Genomic DNA, 16,051 nt, shown 5'->3' on the forward strand with positions numbered 1-16,051 from the left:
GCGGGCAAGTCCGAACGGCGGGTTTCGCCGCGTGAATCAGTCGACCTGCATCGCAGATCGGTCAACGGGCACGGTGGTGATGCCTCGCCGAGCGAACATGCCGGGCGTGACCCCGGTGCGGCGCCGGAACGCGGCCCCGAAGGCGGCGGCCGTGCGGAAGCCGGTCGCACGCGCGACGGACTGCACGCCGTCGCCAAGCGTGAGGCGCTGGATGGCGAACCTGATTCGCGCGTCCGCACGCCAGCGCGACAGCGGCATGCCGGTCTCCGTCGCGAATCTCCGCATGAGGGTGCGGACGCTCACACTGCACTCCTCGGCCCAGGCCTCGACCGTGCGCGCATCGGAGGGGTCCGCGATGATGGCGTCCGTGACGACGCGGAGCCACGGCGAGGTGGGGAGCGGCAGGTCCACCCTGAGGCGGGGCGTGGGCTCGAGGAGGTCGAGCGCGAAGGCTTCGGCGTTGGCCCGGGCCGCATCGCTCAAGCCGTCCTGCATGAGGTGGGTGAGCACGTGATCGAGCAGGACCGGTGGGACGAGCACGGAGACCTCGTCGAGCCCGTTCCTCGGCTCGTCGGCGGCGAACCAGCTGCAGAGGAGCGAGCTGCCGGCTCCGGCGTGCACCTCGTGAGGAACGTCTGCCGGGATCCAGATGCTCGCTCCGCCCGGAACGGCGTAGAAGGCGGACGGTGTGCTCACGGTCACGAGGCCGTCGATGCCCCACAGGAGTTCGTGCGCGCGGTGGGCGTGCAGGGGCCACGACTGGCCCTCGAGCTGTGATCGAGGTGTGTCTATCCGGTGCGACGCGAGCCGGATCGAGGCGACCGGATTGTCCGGCAACTGCGCCCGCTCCCACACGGCGATCGCTTCGAGCGGGTCGTCGACGGTCAGCTCGCGACTCGGAGAGGGGATGCTCATGCTTCGACCATACTGAGCGACAGGTGCGCGGTGTTCCGATGGGGCGATGTTCGGCGCGGCCGGCCCACACTGCGGAGCGTCAGCCGCCGACGCTGACGGTGAGCCCGTCGTACTCGTGGACGGAGCGCTCCGCGCCGGGGAACCGGTGCGTCGTGATGACCGGTCTGCCCGTCTCGGTCTCGAGCTCGGCCCAGTACGCCGAGACCTCGGCGACCCCTCGATCGGCGGCGGAAGCGACGAGCATCGCCGGGGCGAGCTCGGCCACGAAGGCCGCCGACGGGCCGTCCGGGGCTCCGTGATGGGGGAGGAACCAGATGCATCCCGTGAGATCCGCGCGCGCGGCGATCGCGCGCCATCTGGATTCGGACCCGCACTGGTCGCCCGAGAACACGACGGGTGGCGCCGTGTCATCGTCGCGACTGAGGATGAAGACCGCCGACTCGTCGTTCGTGTGCTCGGAGAGATCGTGGAGGAGCGTGGAGAGCGACGCGTCGTCGGCGTCGCCGAGGGCGGCCACGAGCGCCGGGGTTCCGCGCTCGTCGCCTGTCCGCGGGAACAGCTGCTCGAGCGTCCACCCGGCGTCCCGCCAGATCGGCAGCCGACAGCTCGAATCCGCGGTGATCACCGGTGTCCCGGAGCGGTCCAGCTCATCGAGCAGCGCGAGGTATTCCGTGACGAGCTGCAGGTGGCCGTGCGGGGAATCCACGTCGGCATTGCGCACGAAACCGTCGAGCCATGCAGTGGACGGTCGCGGGGCGGCGAAGCGCGAATACGGCAGGTGGGCGACGCCGATTGGGATCGATCCGGCGATGGCGAGCAATCCCTGGGCGTGGTCGCGGTGCAGATGGGTCAGGATCAACGTCTCGATGCGGGTGATCCCGTTGGCCTGCAGCCAGGTCAGGACGTCGACGCGTCCCGGCCACGCTCGCTCGTCGCCACCGTCGACGATCGTGACGGCTCCCGTGTCGCCGATGATGACGGTGCAGCTGCCCTGGCCGACGTTGAGCACGTGCACGCGCATCGACCGCTCCTTTCCCTGCTCTGCTCGGTTCCCGTCCTCACGGGAGCCGCTGTCAGTGTGTCCGGCGTCGGTGTCCGCCCGGGGAGCGGGAGATGAACGCTTGGAATCGGGGACGCGCGAACCCCCGAACGAAGGTTCGACGCTCGCGAACCCATGCACCCCGCTTCCGCGAGTCTCCACGGGCCCACGATGTGGAGCATCGGCCCGGCCATCCTGCGTTCACAGCGGCCTCCCGGCATGTTCACCGATGCGTCGTTGTCCGGTCGCGCAGGGGCTGCTTCGGTTGCCGTGTGCCTCGATCGGGGCACGCTCGAGTTCGACTCCGGAGGTCTCCCGTGAAATCCACCCCCATCCGTGCCGCGTTGGCCATCATCGTGGCCGCGGCGATCGGCGTCACTGCGGCGCCGCTCGCCGCGAACGCAGCGACCTGGACGCGCACGTCCGACTACCAGCGCTGGTCGCTGCTCAGCGCGCTCGAGCGCGGCCAGGGCATCGCCACGGACAACACGAACTTCTACTACAGCGGCCCCTACAGCCTCGTGAAGGCCACGATCGCGGGCGACAACAAGCTCGCGTCCAACGCCGCGGCCATCCCGTCCGCGCTCAGCGGAACGTTCAAGAGCGACCACATCGGCGACATCGACTACACCGACGGCCTCGTCGTCGCCCCGCTCGAAGACGGCAAGGACTACCAGCACCCGTTGCTCGCGCTCTACGACGCGAACTCGCTCGGCTACACCGGACGGTACGTGCAGCTCCCTCTCGCGACGATGCCCGGCGGGGTGCCGTGGGTCGCCGTCGACAAGGCGGCCGGACTCGTCTACACGGCGCCGTGGAACCAGAGCGTCGCCGACGGCACGAACCGCCTGATCGCGTACAGCCTGAACGACCTGCTGACGCTTCCCGCGGGTGCGACGCTGCCCGTCGTCTCGACCATCACGCTCTCGCAGCCGCTCAGCCGCATCCAGGGCGCCGCGATGTTCCAGGGCAAGCTGTACGCCTCGGTCGACGGTTCCGGGGACAAGTCCGTGTACTCCATCGACACGACGACGGGCGCGGTCGCCTGGGAGCTCCACCAGGACGTCGAGCCGAAGGACGAGGTGCAGGGCATCGCCGCCGTCGACCTCGGCGCCGCGGGCGGACAGCTGCACGTCCTGAACGTCGGTTCCGGATGGAAGTCCGTCAACCTCTACCTCCAGCACTACGCGATCGTCGGCTGAGAGCCGTCCACCGGCTCCGCGCGCTTGTCGCCTGAACGGCCCGCCATCGACCCGCACGGGGTGGATGACGGGCCGTTCGTCATGCGGGTCGACATCGTTCTGCGCTGAGTCGTGCTGAGTCGTGCTGGGCCGTGTCGGGTCGTGCCGGGCCCGGTCGTGCTTGCTGCGGCGGTCGCACCGCGAACGGCTGCCCTGACATTCACGTGTTGTTCACGCTTCCGTCGTGTCCCCGCCTCCGGGAGGACGGGTTGACTCTGCCACTGTGTTCACGAGCGCAAACCCCGGTTCTGCGCTCCCGAACACAACGACTCACCCTCCCGAACCCGCAAGGACAGCCGTGCCAGACGTCACCCTCCGCTCACTCTCGAAGTCCTACCCGGGCGCCCGGGGTGCGAAGCATCTCGCCCTGCACGATGTCGGGTTCACCGTCCCGAGCGGCGAGTTCGCGGCGATCCTCGGACCGAGCGGCTGCGGCAAGTCCACGACCCTCCGCATCGTCGCCGGGCTCGAACGCACCGAGACCGGCAGTGTCACGATCGGCGAACGCGATGTCACCGCGGTCCCCAGTTCGGAGCGCGGACTCGCGATGGTGTTCCAGAACTACGCGCTCTTCCCTCACCTGAGCGTCGCGGAGAACATCGTCTTCGGCCTCAAAGTACGCCACCTCTCGAAAGAGGAGCGGAACAGCCGACTGCGGGACGCGGCGCGCCAGCTGCAACTCGAACCGTACCTGACGCGACGACCGGGCCAGCTGTCGGGCGGCCAGCGGCAGCGGGTGGCCCTCGGTCGCGCCATCGTGAGCGGTGCAGAGCTCATCCTCATGGACGAGCCGCTCTCGAACCTCGACGCGCGACTCCGCGCGGAGATGCGCACCGAACTGCGCGACCTCCAGCAGCGCCTCGGACTGACCGTCCTCTACGTCACCCACGATCAGGTCGAGGCGATGACGATGGCGGATCGCGTCGTCGTCATGCGCGACGGCGGCGTCGACCAGATCGCGTCGCCCGATGAACTGTACGCGCGGCCGGCGTCGGCGGCGGTCGCACGCTTCATCGGTTCGCCGCCCATGAACCTCCTCCCGGCCCACCGGGACGGAGGAGACCTCGTGCTCACGGATGGAACACGCGTCGACGGCGCTGCGCTCCTGGCGCGCCACGGCTCCGGACTCCCGGGCGACCTCCTCATCGGCATCCGACCGGAGGACGTGATCGTCGGCCGCGCCGGCGCGACCTCTGACATCGACCCGATGCGGTCGATGCTCGCGCTCCCGGCGGTCGTCGGTCGCCAGGAACTCCTCGGCGCGGACCGGCTCGTGAGCTACAGCGTAGGCGGGAGCCGGGTCCAAGTCCGCGTCAAGGCCAGCGAACCATTGCCGGACGTCGACGTCCTCGAGGTTCCCCTTCGCCACGTGCACGTCTTCGACCGCACGAGCGAACAGCGCATCGATCCGGCGGTCTCCCGCGCACTCGCCGCCACCGCCTGACCGGGTTCGCCCAGGCGCCTGAACCGCCCGGCCCGGTCACCCACGCATCCATCCCTCAGCAGTTCGTCCAGCACCATCCCTTCGCATCACACCTGTCGCACACCCGAGTACGGTTCCAGAAAGGACCACCAGTCCCATGTCATTCACCCGACGAAACCTCCTCACGGTCGCCGGTACAGCGGTCATCGCCACGTCGCTCCTCGCCGGCTGCGCGTCGCCGGCCTCCGACGACGCCTCCTCGAAGGAGGTGAGCATCGACTTCTACTACCCGGACCAGGTCGGTACACTCGGCACCCTCATCGACGGCTACCTCAAGGACTTCGCGAAGGAGTACCCGAACATCCACGTCAAGGGCGTGTACTCCGGGGACTACGACCAGACGCTCACGGCCGTGAACACGGCGATCGACGGCAACAAGGCGCCCGCGCTCGCGATCATGGACCAGTCGTTCATGCACGACCTCGTGGAGCGCAAGGCCGTCACGAGTTGGAACGACTTCCTGACGAGCGACGACGACAAGAAGTGGCTCGACGGGTTCTACCCGCAGTTCATGTCCAATTCGGTCGACGACAAGGACACCGTGTGGGGGGTCCCGTTCGCGCGGTCCACCATCGTCCAGTACTGGAACAAGGACTTCTTCACGAAGGCAGGCCTCGACCCGGAGAAGGCCCCGGACAGCTGGGACGCGCTCGTCGCGGACGCGAAAGCGCTCCAGGAGAAGGCCGGCGCCAAGTGGGGCGTCTTCATCCCCACCTCGACCGGCACCGCGTACTGGCTCTACCAGGCGCTCGTCCAGCAGGCCGGCGGTGACGGTGCGATCAGCAACGCAGCAGGAACCAAGGTCACGCTCGACACCCCCGAGAACGTCAAGGCGCTCGAGTTCTGGGCGTCGCTCGGCAAGACCGAAGGTGTCGCACCCGACACCGAAGTGGCCTGGGGCACCTCGACCGACGACTTCCTCGCCGGTCAGACGGGCATCCTCTGGACGACGTCCGGCCGGATGGGCACGATCCAGCAGAAGGCCGGCTTCGACTGGGGCGTCTCCGCGCTTCCGGCGGGCGACGGCGTCGGAGCCCCCACGGGCGGCGGCAGCCTGATGCTGTTCAACGCCGGTGTGTCCAAGGAGCAGCAGGCCGCCGCGGTCACCCTGGCCAAGTTCCTCACCACTCCCGAGCGCGCAGCGGACGTCTCCGTGAAGTCCGGCTACATCGCCACCTCCGACGCCGCCTGGAACACGCAGGCGATGCAGGACTACGTCAAGGAGTTCCCGCAGGCGCAGGCGGCGCACGACGCCGTCGCCGACGCGATCCCCGAGATGGCGACCTACGACCGCGACCGAGTCGTCTACCAGACGCTCGCACCGGCACTGCAGTCCGTCCTCCTGAGCGGCGCCGACGCGAAGACGGCGCTCGAGAAGGCGCAGAAGGACATCGACGCGATCCTCGCCACCCACAAATAGGGTCACGGCACCCTTCACGCGCACGCACCGTGTGCACACCCGCTGATCGCACCCCTCACTGATCGGTTCACCACATGATCGACGCCCCAGTGGCGCCCGGCCAGCGGCGGCCGACCCGGAACGTCTTCCGGGTCGGCCGTCGTCTGCCGGACACGGCCTTCGCCTACCTCCTGCTCGTCCCGGCCCTCGTCTTCCTCGTCCTGTTCACGGTCAAGCCGATGCTCGCATCGATCGTGAGCAGCTTCAGCAACCGGGCCGGCGACGCGTTCACCCTCGACAACTACGCAGCGCTCGGGACGGACGAGGTGTTCCTCCGTTCCGTGACGAACAACCTCGCGTTCTCGCTCCTCACGGTTCCGATCTCACTCGGCCTGGCGATGTTCCTCGCCGTCCTCCTGCATCAGCAGATGCGCGGGCGCGGATTCCTCCGAGCGGGCGTGTTCGCACCCGCCATCCTCCCGGTCGTCGCGATCGCCGTGATCTGGATGTACTTCTACCAACCCAACATCGGCGTGTTCAACAGCATCCTGGGTGCGCTCGGCCTGCCGACCCCGAACTGGCTGGGCGACCCCTCACTCGTGCTGCCGTCGCTCATGGTCATGATGGTGTGGAAGGAGGCCGGGTTCTTCATGATCTTCTACCTCGCGGGTCTCCAGGCGATCGATCCGGAACTCGAAGAGGCGTCGCAGCTCGAGGGCACGAGCAAGTTCCGCCACTTCTGGAAGGTGAGCTTCCCCCTGCTCATGCCGACGACGCTCTTCGCTGCCGTCGTCGCGCTCTCCGACAGCATCAAGACCGTCGACTTCGTCTTCGTCATGACGCAGGGCGGTCCGGACAACGCGAGCACCCTGCTGCTGTTCTACATCTACCGTGTGGCGTTCTCTCAGCACTGGCCACAGTACGCCGCCGCGATCTCCCTCGTGGTCGTCGCCGTACTCGTGGTGCTCGCCGTCGTGCAGATCCGCCTGATCGATCGCAAGATCCACTACCGCTAGGAATCCGCACATGGATCGCATCCTCACCGTGTCCGACCGCGTCGAGATGGCGCTCGCGTGGGTCGCCGGCCTCCTCTGGCTCGCGCCGCTCGCCTACGTCATCGTCCGGGCGTTCATCGTGGAATCGCCGGCCGGAGTCTCCTTCGGTTTCGAGAACCTCGTGAACGCCTGGGAGCGGGCGCCGTTCGGGCAGTACTACCTCAACACGACGCTCCTCGTCGTCGGCATCACCGGAGCGCAACTCGTGATCGGCGTCCTCGCCGCCTACGCCTTCGCACGGTACGGCTTCCCGTTCAAGGACGCCCTGTTCGTCTTCGTGCTCATCCAGTTGATGATCTTCCCTGAAGTGTTCATGTCGGAGAACTATCGCACGGTCGCCTCGCTCGGCCTGCTCGATACGATCACGGGCATCGGGCTGCCCTACGTCGCGAGCGCGTTCTGCATCTTCTTCCTGCGGCAGGCGTTCCTGACGGTGCCGAACGAGCTCGTCGAAGCCGCACAGGTCGAGGGCGCCTCGCGACTCGAGATCCTCTGGAAGGTCTTCATCCCGGCCGCGAAGCCGAGCATCATCGCCTATGCGCTCGTCTCGGTGTCCACCCAGTGGAACAACTTCCTCTGGCCGCTCATCGTCGCGACGACGGATGCGACGAGGCCCATCACGGTCGGACTCGTCCGGTTCCTCGCGCCGGAGACGGGACTCGACTTCCCGCGGATGGCGGCGGGGACCGTCATCGTGATCGCGCCGCTGCTCGCAGCCTTCCTCATCGGACAGCGCGGATTCATCAACAGCTTCCTGCGCTCCGGCATCAAGTGACCGGACTGCCGGTCAGGGCACGAGGACGATCTTGCCTCGTGCCCCGGTCGGCCTGCGCAGTTCCTCGATCGCCGCTCTGAACTCCGGGAGGGGGAACCGGTGCGTGACGAGCCAGGACAGGTCGAGCGTGTCGTCGTTCAGGCGGGATGCGATGGAGCGCCAGTCCTCGCTCGTCGACGCGAAGCTCCCGAGCACGCTGAGTTCGCGGTTGATGAGGTCGTCGACCGTGAGCGGAACGGTGACGCCCCGACCCAGATAGCCGAGGGCGACGAGCGTGCCGCCCCGTTCGAGGGACCGCACGGCCGCGGCAGACGCCTCGGGACTGCCGGCGGCGTCGATGACCAGGTCGTAGGATCCGGTCTGGCCGGTCGAGCCCGGCTGGTCGAGCAGGAACCGATCCGCTCCGGCGCGCTCGACGAGTCCGAGTTGAGCGGTCCTGCGGCCCCTGACGTCGACGACTGACGGCCGCCATGAACGGACGAGGTGGGCAGCGAGCAGCGCGATGGTGCCGTCGCCGACGACGAGGACCCGCGCTCCGGGCTCAGGTCGTGCACGTTCGAGGGCGTGGTGCACCACTGCGGCCGGCTCCGCGAGGACGGCGGACTCGATGGACACGTTCCCACCGATGTCGTGGAGCAGCCGCTCGGGAACGAGCACGCGGCCGGCGGCGGCACCGTCCCGGGTGAAGCCGTACTCGTCGTACACGGCGCAGAGGTTCGTCGCGCCTCGTCGGCAGTCGTCGCACATCGTGCAGGGGACGATGCCTTCGGCGATCACTCGGCGAGGCTCGTCGTTCGGGCCGAGGGCTTCGCCGACCCATTCGTGGCCGAGGACGATCGGGTAGGTGACGAACGCTTCATCGACGAGCCCGTCGATGATGTCGAGATCCGTTCCGCACAGGCCCACCAGGAGCGGCTTGACGGGCTTCAGGGAGGAGCCGCCCGAGGCTGAAGCTGTCGTCATGGCGATCGGGTCCGGACGGTCGACGAGCGCGATGCTCCCGGGTTCGGCGACTTCGAGCGCGCGAACGGCCGAGTGATCCGTCACAGGGCGCGACCGGTGAGTTGGGCGGTGATCTGCGCAGCCGCCTTACGGAGCTGATTGCCGAGTTCGGCGACCCGTCGGTCGGAGCGTTCCACCTTGAGCCCCGTGACCGACAGTGCGCCGACGATCGTTCCGTTGTGGCTGTAGACGGGGGCGCTCATGCAGAAGACGCCGTCCTGGTCCTCCTCGTCGTCGATGCCATACCCTCGATCGCGGGTGAGATCCAGCTCCTCCCGCAGCTCTGCCATGGACGTGATCGTCTTGCGGGTGCGGAACGGAAGGCCCGTCTCCTCCACGATGCGCTCCATGTCGGCGACCGGGAGATTCGCGAGGATGACCTTGCCGGCGGCGGACGAGTGCGGCAGCTCCCGGACGCCCATCGGGGTGTGGAAGCGGACGTTGCCGGGCGCGTCGACACGCGAGATGAACATCGGATAGCCGTCATCGTTGATGGCGGCGCGAGCCGTCATCTGGGTGCGTCGGCTGAGATCGTGCAGGACGGGCTTGACGATCTCGGCGAGCGGGTGCGCTGCGGCCGCTCGGTCGCCGAGCCGGACGAGGGCCATGCCCAGGCGGTATCGCGGCCCGGGCTGCACGTCCCGCAGGTACCCGGCGTCGACGAGCGTTCTCGCGAGCGAGTACGCGGTGCTCTTCGAGGTCCCGAGCTGCTTCGTGAGTTCGGTCAGGGTGATGCCGGTGAGCGGACCGGCGGCGACGATGTCGATGACGCCGAGGGCGCGTGCGACGCTCCCCACCGTGTAGCTGCGGGCGGCCTCGGAGGAGTCCTCTGGCATCGTGATCCTTTCGAACCGGGTTCTGTCTCACCGCATCATCGCGGCTCGGTCCGTCTACACGAGTCGGTGCCGGTGCTCCCAAACTAGCGAGATCCGAGCCGGAATCGGCCACGTCGCGGTGGTTGTGCACCAAGAATTCACGTTGCGGGCATCTGGGGGAGGCTCCTGCGTCATCGAGCACTGGTTCGCTTGCTCAGCACACGGTTTCGTGGAGCAGAACGAATGTCGTGCATACGGCATCGACCGGACGAGAGCGACGACGACGGATGAACGATCACGGCGACTTGCTTGCCATTGCGACCGAGGCGGCCGAGGCCGCGTCCGAACTCCTCAGGGCCCGTCGGGCGAGTGGGGTGTCCGTCATCGCGACGAAGAGCTCTGAACTCGACATCGTCACTCGCGCGGACGGCGACGCCGAGGCCCTCATCCGCTCGATGATCCTGGCCGCCCGGCCGGACGACGGGTTCCTCGGCGAGGAGAGCGCAGCGGCAGGGCTCCCCGGGACGAGCGGGGTCACGTGGATCGTGGATCCGCTCGACGGCACCGTGAACTACCTCTACGGCGCTGGGCCGTACGCGGTGAGCATCGCAGCGGTGTCGGGTCCTCCCGAGCCCGCGGAGTGGACCGCTCTCGTCGGAGTCGTCGTCGTGTGCACGGAGCAGGTGACGTTCGCAGCGACCAGGGACGGGGGAGCGACGGCCGATGGCGCCCCCATCGCCGCGAGCAGGGAAGACCGTCTGGACCTCGCTCTCGTCTCGACGGGACTCGCCTACGACCGACTGGTTCGGCGGGAGCAGGCGGAGACCATCGCCGGCCTCGCCCCCGACGTGCGCGATCTGCGCATGGGCGGTTCGGCGGCGACGGACCTGTGCCTCGTCGCCGCGGGGCGGCTGGACGCCTACTACGAGCGCAGACTGGGGCCGTGGGACTACGCCGCAGGTGCGCTCATCGTGCGAGAGGCGGGAGGAAGCGTCCGCAACGGGGCGGGCGGTGCGCCGGACGGCGAACTCGTCCTCGCGGCGGGAGCAGCTCTGATCGATGCGCTCGGAGCGAGGGTGTGAGCGCGGGATCGAGGGTCGCATCCAGCGGCAAGAGACCAGCGGGCTGATAGAATTCCACGATGACCACGTCGCTGCACTTCCAACGGGCGCGGCGGCCCGAGCAGGTCGAGGCGCGCCGGACGGCGATCCTCGAGACCGCCAGGACCATGCTCGGCGAGCGTCCTGTGGCGGAGATCAGTCTTCGTGAGCTGAGCGAACGGGTCGGCCTCGCGAAGTCCAACGTCCTCCGCTACTTCGACAGCAGGGAAGCGATCTTCCTCGAGATCCTCGACGAGAGCTGGACGAGCTGGGTCGACGAGGTGCGTGTCGCGCTCGAGGCGACGGACCCTCAGCCGGGGTCCGCGCCTCACACCTCGCCGGTCAGGCCGGTAGTGACGGCGACCTCGCCATCGCCGCCGCCGCCGACGCCCCGGTCGGGCGCATTCGCGGAAGAACGACGCGTCGCCGGGGTGCTCGCGGAGGCCCTCGCGACGAACGCGTTGCTCTGTGAGCTCATCAGCGTCATGTCGAGTGTGCTCGAACGGAACATCACGATCGAGTTCGCGCGCGACTTCAAACGACGGGCGCACGCGCACTCCGAGCGCTTCGCCGCACTCGTCGCGGCACGCTTCCCGGAACTCGACGACGCTGCCGCCGAATCCTTCGCGGGCGGGGTCCTCATCATCGTGGCGGGCCTCTGGTCCTTCGCCTCGCCGACCCCCGAGGTGGCGCAGGCCGCCGCCGAACTGGGCACGAACCCGGAGCACCTGTCCTTCGAAGCGAACCTCCGGGAGTACCTCTCGACCCAGCTCATCGGGCTGACCGCGCAGGCCGGCTCAAGCGCCTGAACCGCGCACCTGACTCGACCCCCTACCGGCGTAGGGGGTCGCAAACACCCCTCGGGTGTGACGCGTCGAAACGGGGCTGTTCCTAGGCTGAAACCGTTGCCGGACGTACCGGTCGCAGTCTGGAGCCCCACCTTGGCACTCATGGAATCCCGCGTCATCCTGACGGCCGGCCTCCGCAAGGATCCCGTCGACCCGAAGAACAGCGCGTACGCCGTCCTGTCCAGGGCGGTCAAGGCCGAGAACCTCCTCGAGCGCAGATATGCCTTCTACGGCATGGTCTTCGGTGTGTGCACGCTGGCCCTCGCCGGCGCCGTCACCGCGATGGTGCTCCTCGGTGATTCCTGGTGGCAGCTGCTCGTCGCAGCGATCATGGGTGTCATCCTCACGCAGTTCGCGTTCCTCGCCCACGAGTCCGCGCACCGCCAGATCTTCGCCTCCGGAACACTCAACGACAAGGTCGGCGTCGTCCTCGCCAACTTCGTCGTCGGGATGAGCTACGGCTGGTGGATGAACAAGCACACCAGGCACCACGCCAACCCGAACACGATCGGCCGCGACCCCGACATCGAGAAGGACACGATCTCCTTCCTCGAAGAGGACGCCGTCGAGAGCCGTGGCCTCGTCCGCTGGATCACCCAGCGCCAGGGCTACCTGTTCTTCCCCCTCCTGCTGCTCGAGGGCCTCAACCTGCACCGCCACGGCATCGTCGCCGTCACGCAGAAGGCCCCGTTCAAGAACCGCTGGCTCGAGATCGGCCTCCTGGTCGCCCGCTTCGCTCTGCTGTTCTGGCTCGTCTTCACGGTCATGCCGATCGGAATGGGCTTCGCTTTCCTCGGTGTGCAGGTCGCCGTCGTCGGCCTCTACATGGGTGCTTCGTTCGCCCCGAACCACAAGGGCATGCCCCTCATCCCGGCCGGCACGCGCGTCGACTTCCTCACCCGGCAGATCCTCACGTCGCGCAACGTCCGCGGCAGCTGGTTCGTCGACGGCTTCATGGGCGGTCTGAACTACCAGATCGAGCACCACCTGTTCCCGAACATGCCGCGTCCGAGCCTTCGCCGCACGCAGCAGATCGTGCAGCAGTTCTGCGCCGAGAACGACATCTCGTACACGCAGACCACGGTCTTCGCGTCCTACGGCATGGTCATCCGCTACCTGAACCGGGTCGGACTGGCCGCTCGCGATCCGTTCGACTGCCCGATGGTCAACTCGTTCCGTCGTCGCGACTAGTCGCGACGCAGCATCGCCCAGCGCCCCGACACCGCCTCCACCGGCGGAATCGGGGCGTTGTCGCGTTGCGGCCCGGTCGGCGAGGGCGCAGCCCCACTGCACGCGAATTCTCATCGGTTTATCATCTTCACTATTCGCTGAATTTGGTAGATTCGCGCTATGCCAACAGTGATCGAGGCCTCGGGCCTGGTGAAGCAGTTCGGCCGGGTCCGCGCCCTCGACGGACTCGACCTCAGTATCGATGAGGGTGAAGTGCACGGATTCCTCGGCCCGAACGGCGCCGGGAAGTCCACGACGATCCGGGTGCTCCTCGGACTCACGCGACGCAGCTCCGGACGCGTCACCGTCTTCGGTGAGGACCCCTGGACGGCTGCCGTCCCGATCCATCGACGACTCGCGTACGTCCCGGGCGACGTGACCCTGTGGCCGAATCTGTCCGGCGGTGAGACGATCGACCTCCTCGCGGGGATGCGCGGCGGAGCCGATCCTGCATTGCGTGCGCGGCTCATCGCCGACTTCGACCTCGATCCGAAGAAGAAGGCCCGCAGCTACTCCAAGGGAAACCGGCAGAAGGTCGCGCTCATCGCAGCGTTCGCGCGTCGAGCCGAGCTCTACCTGCTCGACGAGCCGACGAGCGGTCTCGATCCCGTGATGGAGGCGGTCTTCCGCGAACAGGTCAAGCGTGTGACGGCCGACGGCGCGACGGTGTTCCTCTCGAGCCACATCCTGAGCGAGGTCGAGGAACTCTGCGATCGAGTGACGATCATCCGCTCCGGGATCGCCGTGGAGCACGGCACCCTCAGCGAGATGCGACACCTCACGAGTACGGCGTTCACGGTCGTGACCGACGCCGACGTCGACGCCATCGCAGCCCTTCCGGGTGTCCTGCACGCCGTTCGGGACGGCGACACCCTGCGCTTCGACGTCAGCACCGATGCCGTGGGCCGCGTGGTCGCGCACCTCGCCGGCTCGCGGGTCGACGCCATGACGGCCACGCCGCCATCGCTCGAAGAACTCTTCCTCCGCCACTACGGCGACCGGATCCCGGCGGCGTCCTGATGTTCCGTCTCCTCGTCCTGCAGGCGCGGCGGGACCGGTTCCAACTCCCAATCTGGATCATCGGCGCAGGGCTTCTGGCGCTGACGAGCTCGTCGGCCGTCGGCGCCGAGTTCGGCACGGAGGCCGACCGCGCGAACCTCTTGAAAGTCGCCGTCGCGACGCCGTCGATCATCGCCCTCCGCGGTGTACCGGACGGCGCGAGCACGGGTTCGTACGTCTTCTTCCAGGTGTTCGTCTACGTGTCGATGGTCGCGGCCTTCATGAGCGTCTTCTTCGTCACACGGCACACCAGGGCGGACGAGGAGCGAGGGCGGCTGGAACTCCTCCGCTCAACTCCCGTCGGTCGAACCGCAGGCGCGGTCGCCACGCTCGTACTCGGCGTCCTCGCCAATCTCCTGCTCGGGCTCGTCGTCGCACTCGCGTTCATCGCGGGCGGGCTCGAGGCGAGGGGGTCCCTGCTCGCAGGTCTGGCCGCCGCCGGCGTCGGCATCGCGTTCATCGGCATCGGGCTGCTCATGGCACAGCTCGCACCGACATCGCGCGCCGCGAACGGCATCGGCTCGGCGCTCGTCGGAGTCGCGTTCGTCCTCCGCGCCGCCGGTGACGCGCTCGGCGAGCCCAGAGCCGACGGGCTGTCGATCACGAGCGCGTGGCCGTCGTGGCTCTCGCCCATCGGCTGGGGACAACAGACGTTCGCATTCACGAAGGCGGAGGCGACTCCGCTGCTCCTCCTCGGGGGACTCACGATCGTCACAGTGGTCGTCGCTTTCGTCCTGCAGGCCACGCGCGACCTCGGCTCGAGTGTCATCCGTGAGCGGGACGGACGAGCGGCCGGGCGGCCGGCGTTCCACTCGAACGTCGCCCTCGTGTGGCGGATGCACTGGCCGACGATCGTCGGTTGGGTGCTCGGCGGGGCGGTGCTCGGAGCACTGGGCGGTGGACTCGCGAACAACCTCGCGAGTGCCCTCACGACGGATTCCAGCATCACGGCGGTGATCGCGGGTCTTGTGCCCGGCGGTCGAGGCGGCCTCGCCGACCTCTTCGTCGCGGCCATCCTCGGCATCGCCGGTGTGCTCGCGGCCGCAGCCGGAGTGCAAGCCATCATCCGAGCGAGATCGGAGGAGGTGGACGGGCGGGCGGAGCTCGTGCTCGCGGCTCCCGTCGGACGGATCGTGTGGCTCGCCGATTACCTGCTCGTCGCCGTCCTGTCGGTCCTGGCCGTCGCACTCGCCGCCGGGCTCGCGTGCGGCCTCACCTTCCTCGTGACCGGTTCAGACGTGGACCGCTTGTGGTCGAGCATCGGCGGCGGCCTCGCACAGCTGCCGGCGGGGCTCGTCTACGTCGCGATCACGGCACTGCTGTTCGCGTTCGTCCCGCGGTTGACGATCCCGGTGGGCTGGGCGCTCCTCGGCGCCGGGTTCGTCGTCGGCCAGCTGGGTGGTCTCCTGCAGCTCTCGCAAGGGGTGCGCGATGCGAGCCCGTTCACGCACACGCCGGCCGTGCCGACCGCCGACGCGGACTGGTCGGGTGCCGTCGTCCTGTGCGTCATCGCGATCGTGCTCGCGGGACTGTCCATCGTGGCGGTGCGCGGACGGGAGATGACCGCGTGAGCGAGCCCGACGCCGTGCAACGTCTGACGGAGGATCCGATCGCCCAGACGGTCAGCGCCCTCGCCGCGAACGGGTTCCCGCGCATGCCGGCCGCGGTGCTGATGCTCCTGATGTCCTCAGAGGAGTCTGCGCTCACCGCCGACCAACTCGCTGAGGAGCTGCAGGCGAGCCCTGCAGCCGTTTCCGGAGCGGTCCGGTACCTCGTGACGATCGGACTCCTCACCCGGCACCAGCTGGCCGGCAGTCGCCGGTACGTCTACGAGCTTCCCCGGCACCCCTGGTACACCGTGTCGATCGGGAAGACCGACCTCTACACGCACATCGTCGGTCTCTCCGAGCAGGCCGCGGAACAGCTGGGACCGAACGGGCGGGCGCGCTTGGAGGAGATGGCCGAATTCTTCCGCTTCCTCGAGCGACGTCTTCCGGCGGTCCTCGACGAGTGGAACGAGTTGCGAAGCGCCTCGGCGACGAGGAGTGCGTCAGGGCTGGGTATGGACCGTTCCTCGGGTTAGCATGTTC

At 68.3% G+C, this 16,051-nt stretch carries 16 protein-coding genes; 12 read left to right on the forward strand and 4 right to left on the reverse strand.

Translation table 11 applies throughout. From position 1 onward, the window contains the following. Positions 1–36: 36 nt before the first annotated feature. Positions 37–915: a helix-turn-helix domain-containing protein gene (locus ACQ3HB_RS06040; protein WP_430918670.1), complete on the reverse strand. Its 879-nt coding sequence runs from the start codon at positions 913–915 to the stop codon at positions 37–39. Positions 916–994: 79 nt separating this feature from the next. Beyond that, positions 995–1,936, reverse strand: coding sequence for a ComEC/Rec2 family competence protein (locus ACQ3HB_RS06045; protein ID WP_430918672.1), 942 nt, complete (start codon positions 1,934–1,936; stop codon positions 995–997). Positions 1,937–2,089: 153 nt separating this feature from the next. Here ACQ3HB_RS06045 and ACQ3HB_RS06050 point away from each other — a divergent pair, with 153 nt between their 5' ends. The 6 genes from ACQ3HB_RS06050 (at position 2,090) to ACQ3HB_RS06075 (ending at position 7,907) form a co-directional block, all read left to right on the forward strand. Continuing rightward, positions 2,090–2,275, forward strand: coding sequence for a hypothetical protein (locus tag ACQ3HB_RS06050; RefSeq protein ID WP_430918673.1), 186 nt, complete (start codon positions 2,090–2,092; stop codon positions 2,273–2,275). Beyond that, positions 2,272–3,156 carry a hypothetical protein gene (locus tag ACQ3HB_RS06055; protein WP_430918675.1) on the forward strand — a complete coding sequence of 295 codons (885 nt, stop codon included), beginning with the start codon at positions 2,272–2,274 and terminating at the stop codon, positions 3,154–3,156. The genes ACQ3HB_RS06050 and ACQ3HB_RS06055 overlap by 4 nt, the downstream gene beginning before the upstream one ends. Positions 3,157–3,493: 337 nt before the next feature. Further along, positions 3,494–4,639: an ABC transporter ATP-binding protein gene (locus ACQ3HB_RS06060; protein WP_430918677.1), complete on the forward strand. Its 1,146-nt coding sequence runs from the start codon at positions 3,494–3,496 to the stop codon at positions 4,637–4,639. Positions 4,640–4,775: 136 nt separating this feature from the next. Next, a complete protein-coding gene (locus ACQ3HB_RS06065) occupies positions 4,776–6,098 on the forward strand; it encodes an ABC transporter substrate-binding protein (RefSeq protein WP_430918679.1) in 1,323 nt (440 codons plus the stop codon). Positions 6,099–6,172: 74 nt separating this feature from the next. Beyond that, complete coding sequence (locus tag ACQ3HB_RS06070; RefSeq protein WP_430918681.1) at positions 6,173–7,093, forward strand: carbohydrate ABC transporter permease; 921 nt, start codon at positions 6,173–6,175, stop codon at positions 7,091–7,093. 10 nt (positions 7,094–7,103) lie between these two features. Next, positions 7,104–7,907, forward strand: a complete 804-nt coding sequence (locus ACQ3HB_RS06075) for a carbohydrate ABC transporter permease (protein WP_430918683.1) — start codon at positions 7,104–7,106, stop codon at positions 7,905–7,907. Positions 7,908–7,919: 12 nt separating this feature from the next. Here the strand turns inward: ACQ3HB_RS06075 and ACQ3HB_RS06080 are convergent, their stop codons facing one another. Then, positions 7,920–8,954 (reverse strand): zinc-dependent alcohol dehydrogenase, encoded by a 1,035-nt coding sequence (locus ACQ3HB_RS06080; protein WP_430918685.1) that lies wholly within the window; start codon positions 8,952–8,954, stop codon positions 7,920–7,922. Beyond that, positions 8,951–9,745: an IclR family transcriptional regulator gene (locus tag ACQ3HB_RS06085; RefSeq protein ID WP_430918687.1), complete on the reverse strand. Its 795-nt coding sequence runs from the start codon at positions 9,743–9,745 to the stop codon at positions 8,951–8,953. Before ACQ3HB_RS06085 ends, ACQ3HB_RS06080 begins: the two co-directional genes overlap by 4 nt. A 266-nt stretch (positions 9,746–10,011) precedes the next feature. On the opposite strand from ACQ3HB_RS06085, the gene ACQ3HB_RS06090 reads away from it, so the two are divergent. The 6 genes from ACQ3HB_RS06090 to ACQ3HB_RS06115 all read left to right on the forward strand — a co-directional run bounded on the left by ACQ3HB_RS06090 (position 10,012) and on the right by ACQ3HB_RS06115 (position 16,044). After that, positions 10,012–10,806 carry an inositol monophosphatase family protein gene (locus ACQ3HB_RS06090; RefSeq protein WP_430918689.1) on the forward strand — a complete coding sequence of 265 codons (795 nt, stop codon included), beginning with the start codon at positions 10,012–10,014 and terminating at the stop codon, positions 10,804–10,806. Positions 10,807–10,865: 59 nt separating this feature from the next. Further along, complete coding sequence (locus ACQ3HB_RS06095) at positions 10,866–11,633, forward strand: TetR/AcrR family transcriptional regulator (protein WP_430918691.1); 768 nt, start codon at positions 10,866–10,868, stop codon at positions 11,631–11,633. A 141-nt stretch (positions 11,634–11,774) separates the two neighbouring features. Further along, positions 11,775–12,863: a fatty acid desaturase family protein gene (locus ACQ3HB_RS06100; protein ID WP_430918921.1), complete on the forward strand. Its 1,089-nt coding sequence runs from the start codon at positions 11,775–11,777 to the stop codon at positions 12,861–12,863. Between the two features lie 159 nt (positions 12,864–13,022). Next, a complete protein-coding gene (locus tag ACQ3HB_RS06105; protein WP_430918692.1) occupies positions 13,023–13,922 on the forward strand; it encodes an ABC transporter ATP-binding protein in 900 nt (299 codons plus the stop codon). Continuing rightward, positions 13,922–15,532, forward strand: coding sequence for an ABC transporter permease (locus ACQ3HB_RS06110; protein WP_430918694.1), 1,611 nt, complete (start codon positions 13,922–13,924; stop codon positions 15,530–15,532). Before ACQ3HB_RS06105 ends, ACQ3HB_RS06110 begins: the two co-directional genes overlap by 1 nt. Beyond that, positions 15,529–16,044 carry a GbsR/MarR family transcriptional regulator gene (locus ACQ3HB_RS06115; protein ID WP_430918696.1) on the forward strand — a complete coding sequence of 172 codons (516 nt, stop codon included), beginning with the start codon at positions 15,529–15,531 and terminating at the stop codon, positions 16,042–16,044. Before ACQ3HB_RS06110 ends, ACQ3HB_RS06115 begins: the two co-directional genes overlap by 4 nt. The last annotated feature ends 7 nt before the right edge of the window (positions 16,045–16,051 follow it).

Origin of the sequence: Plantibacter lichenum, assembly GCF_050587525.1 — a bacterium.
Classification (GTDB): domain Bacteria; phylum Actinomycetota; class Actinomycetes; order Actinomycetales; family Microbacteriaceae; genus Plantibacter.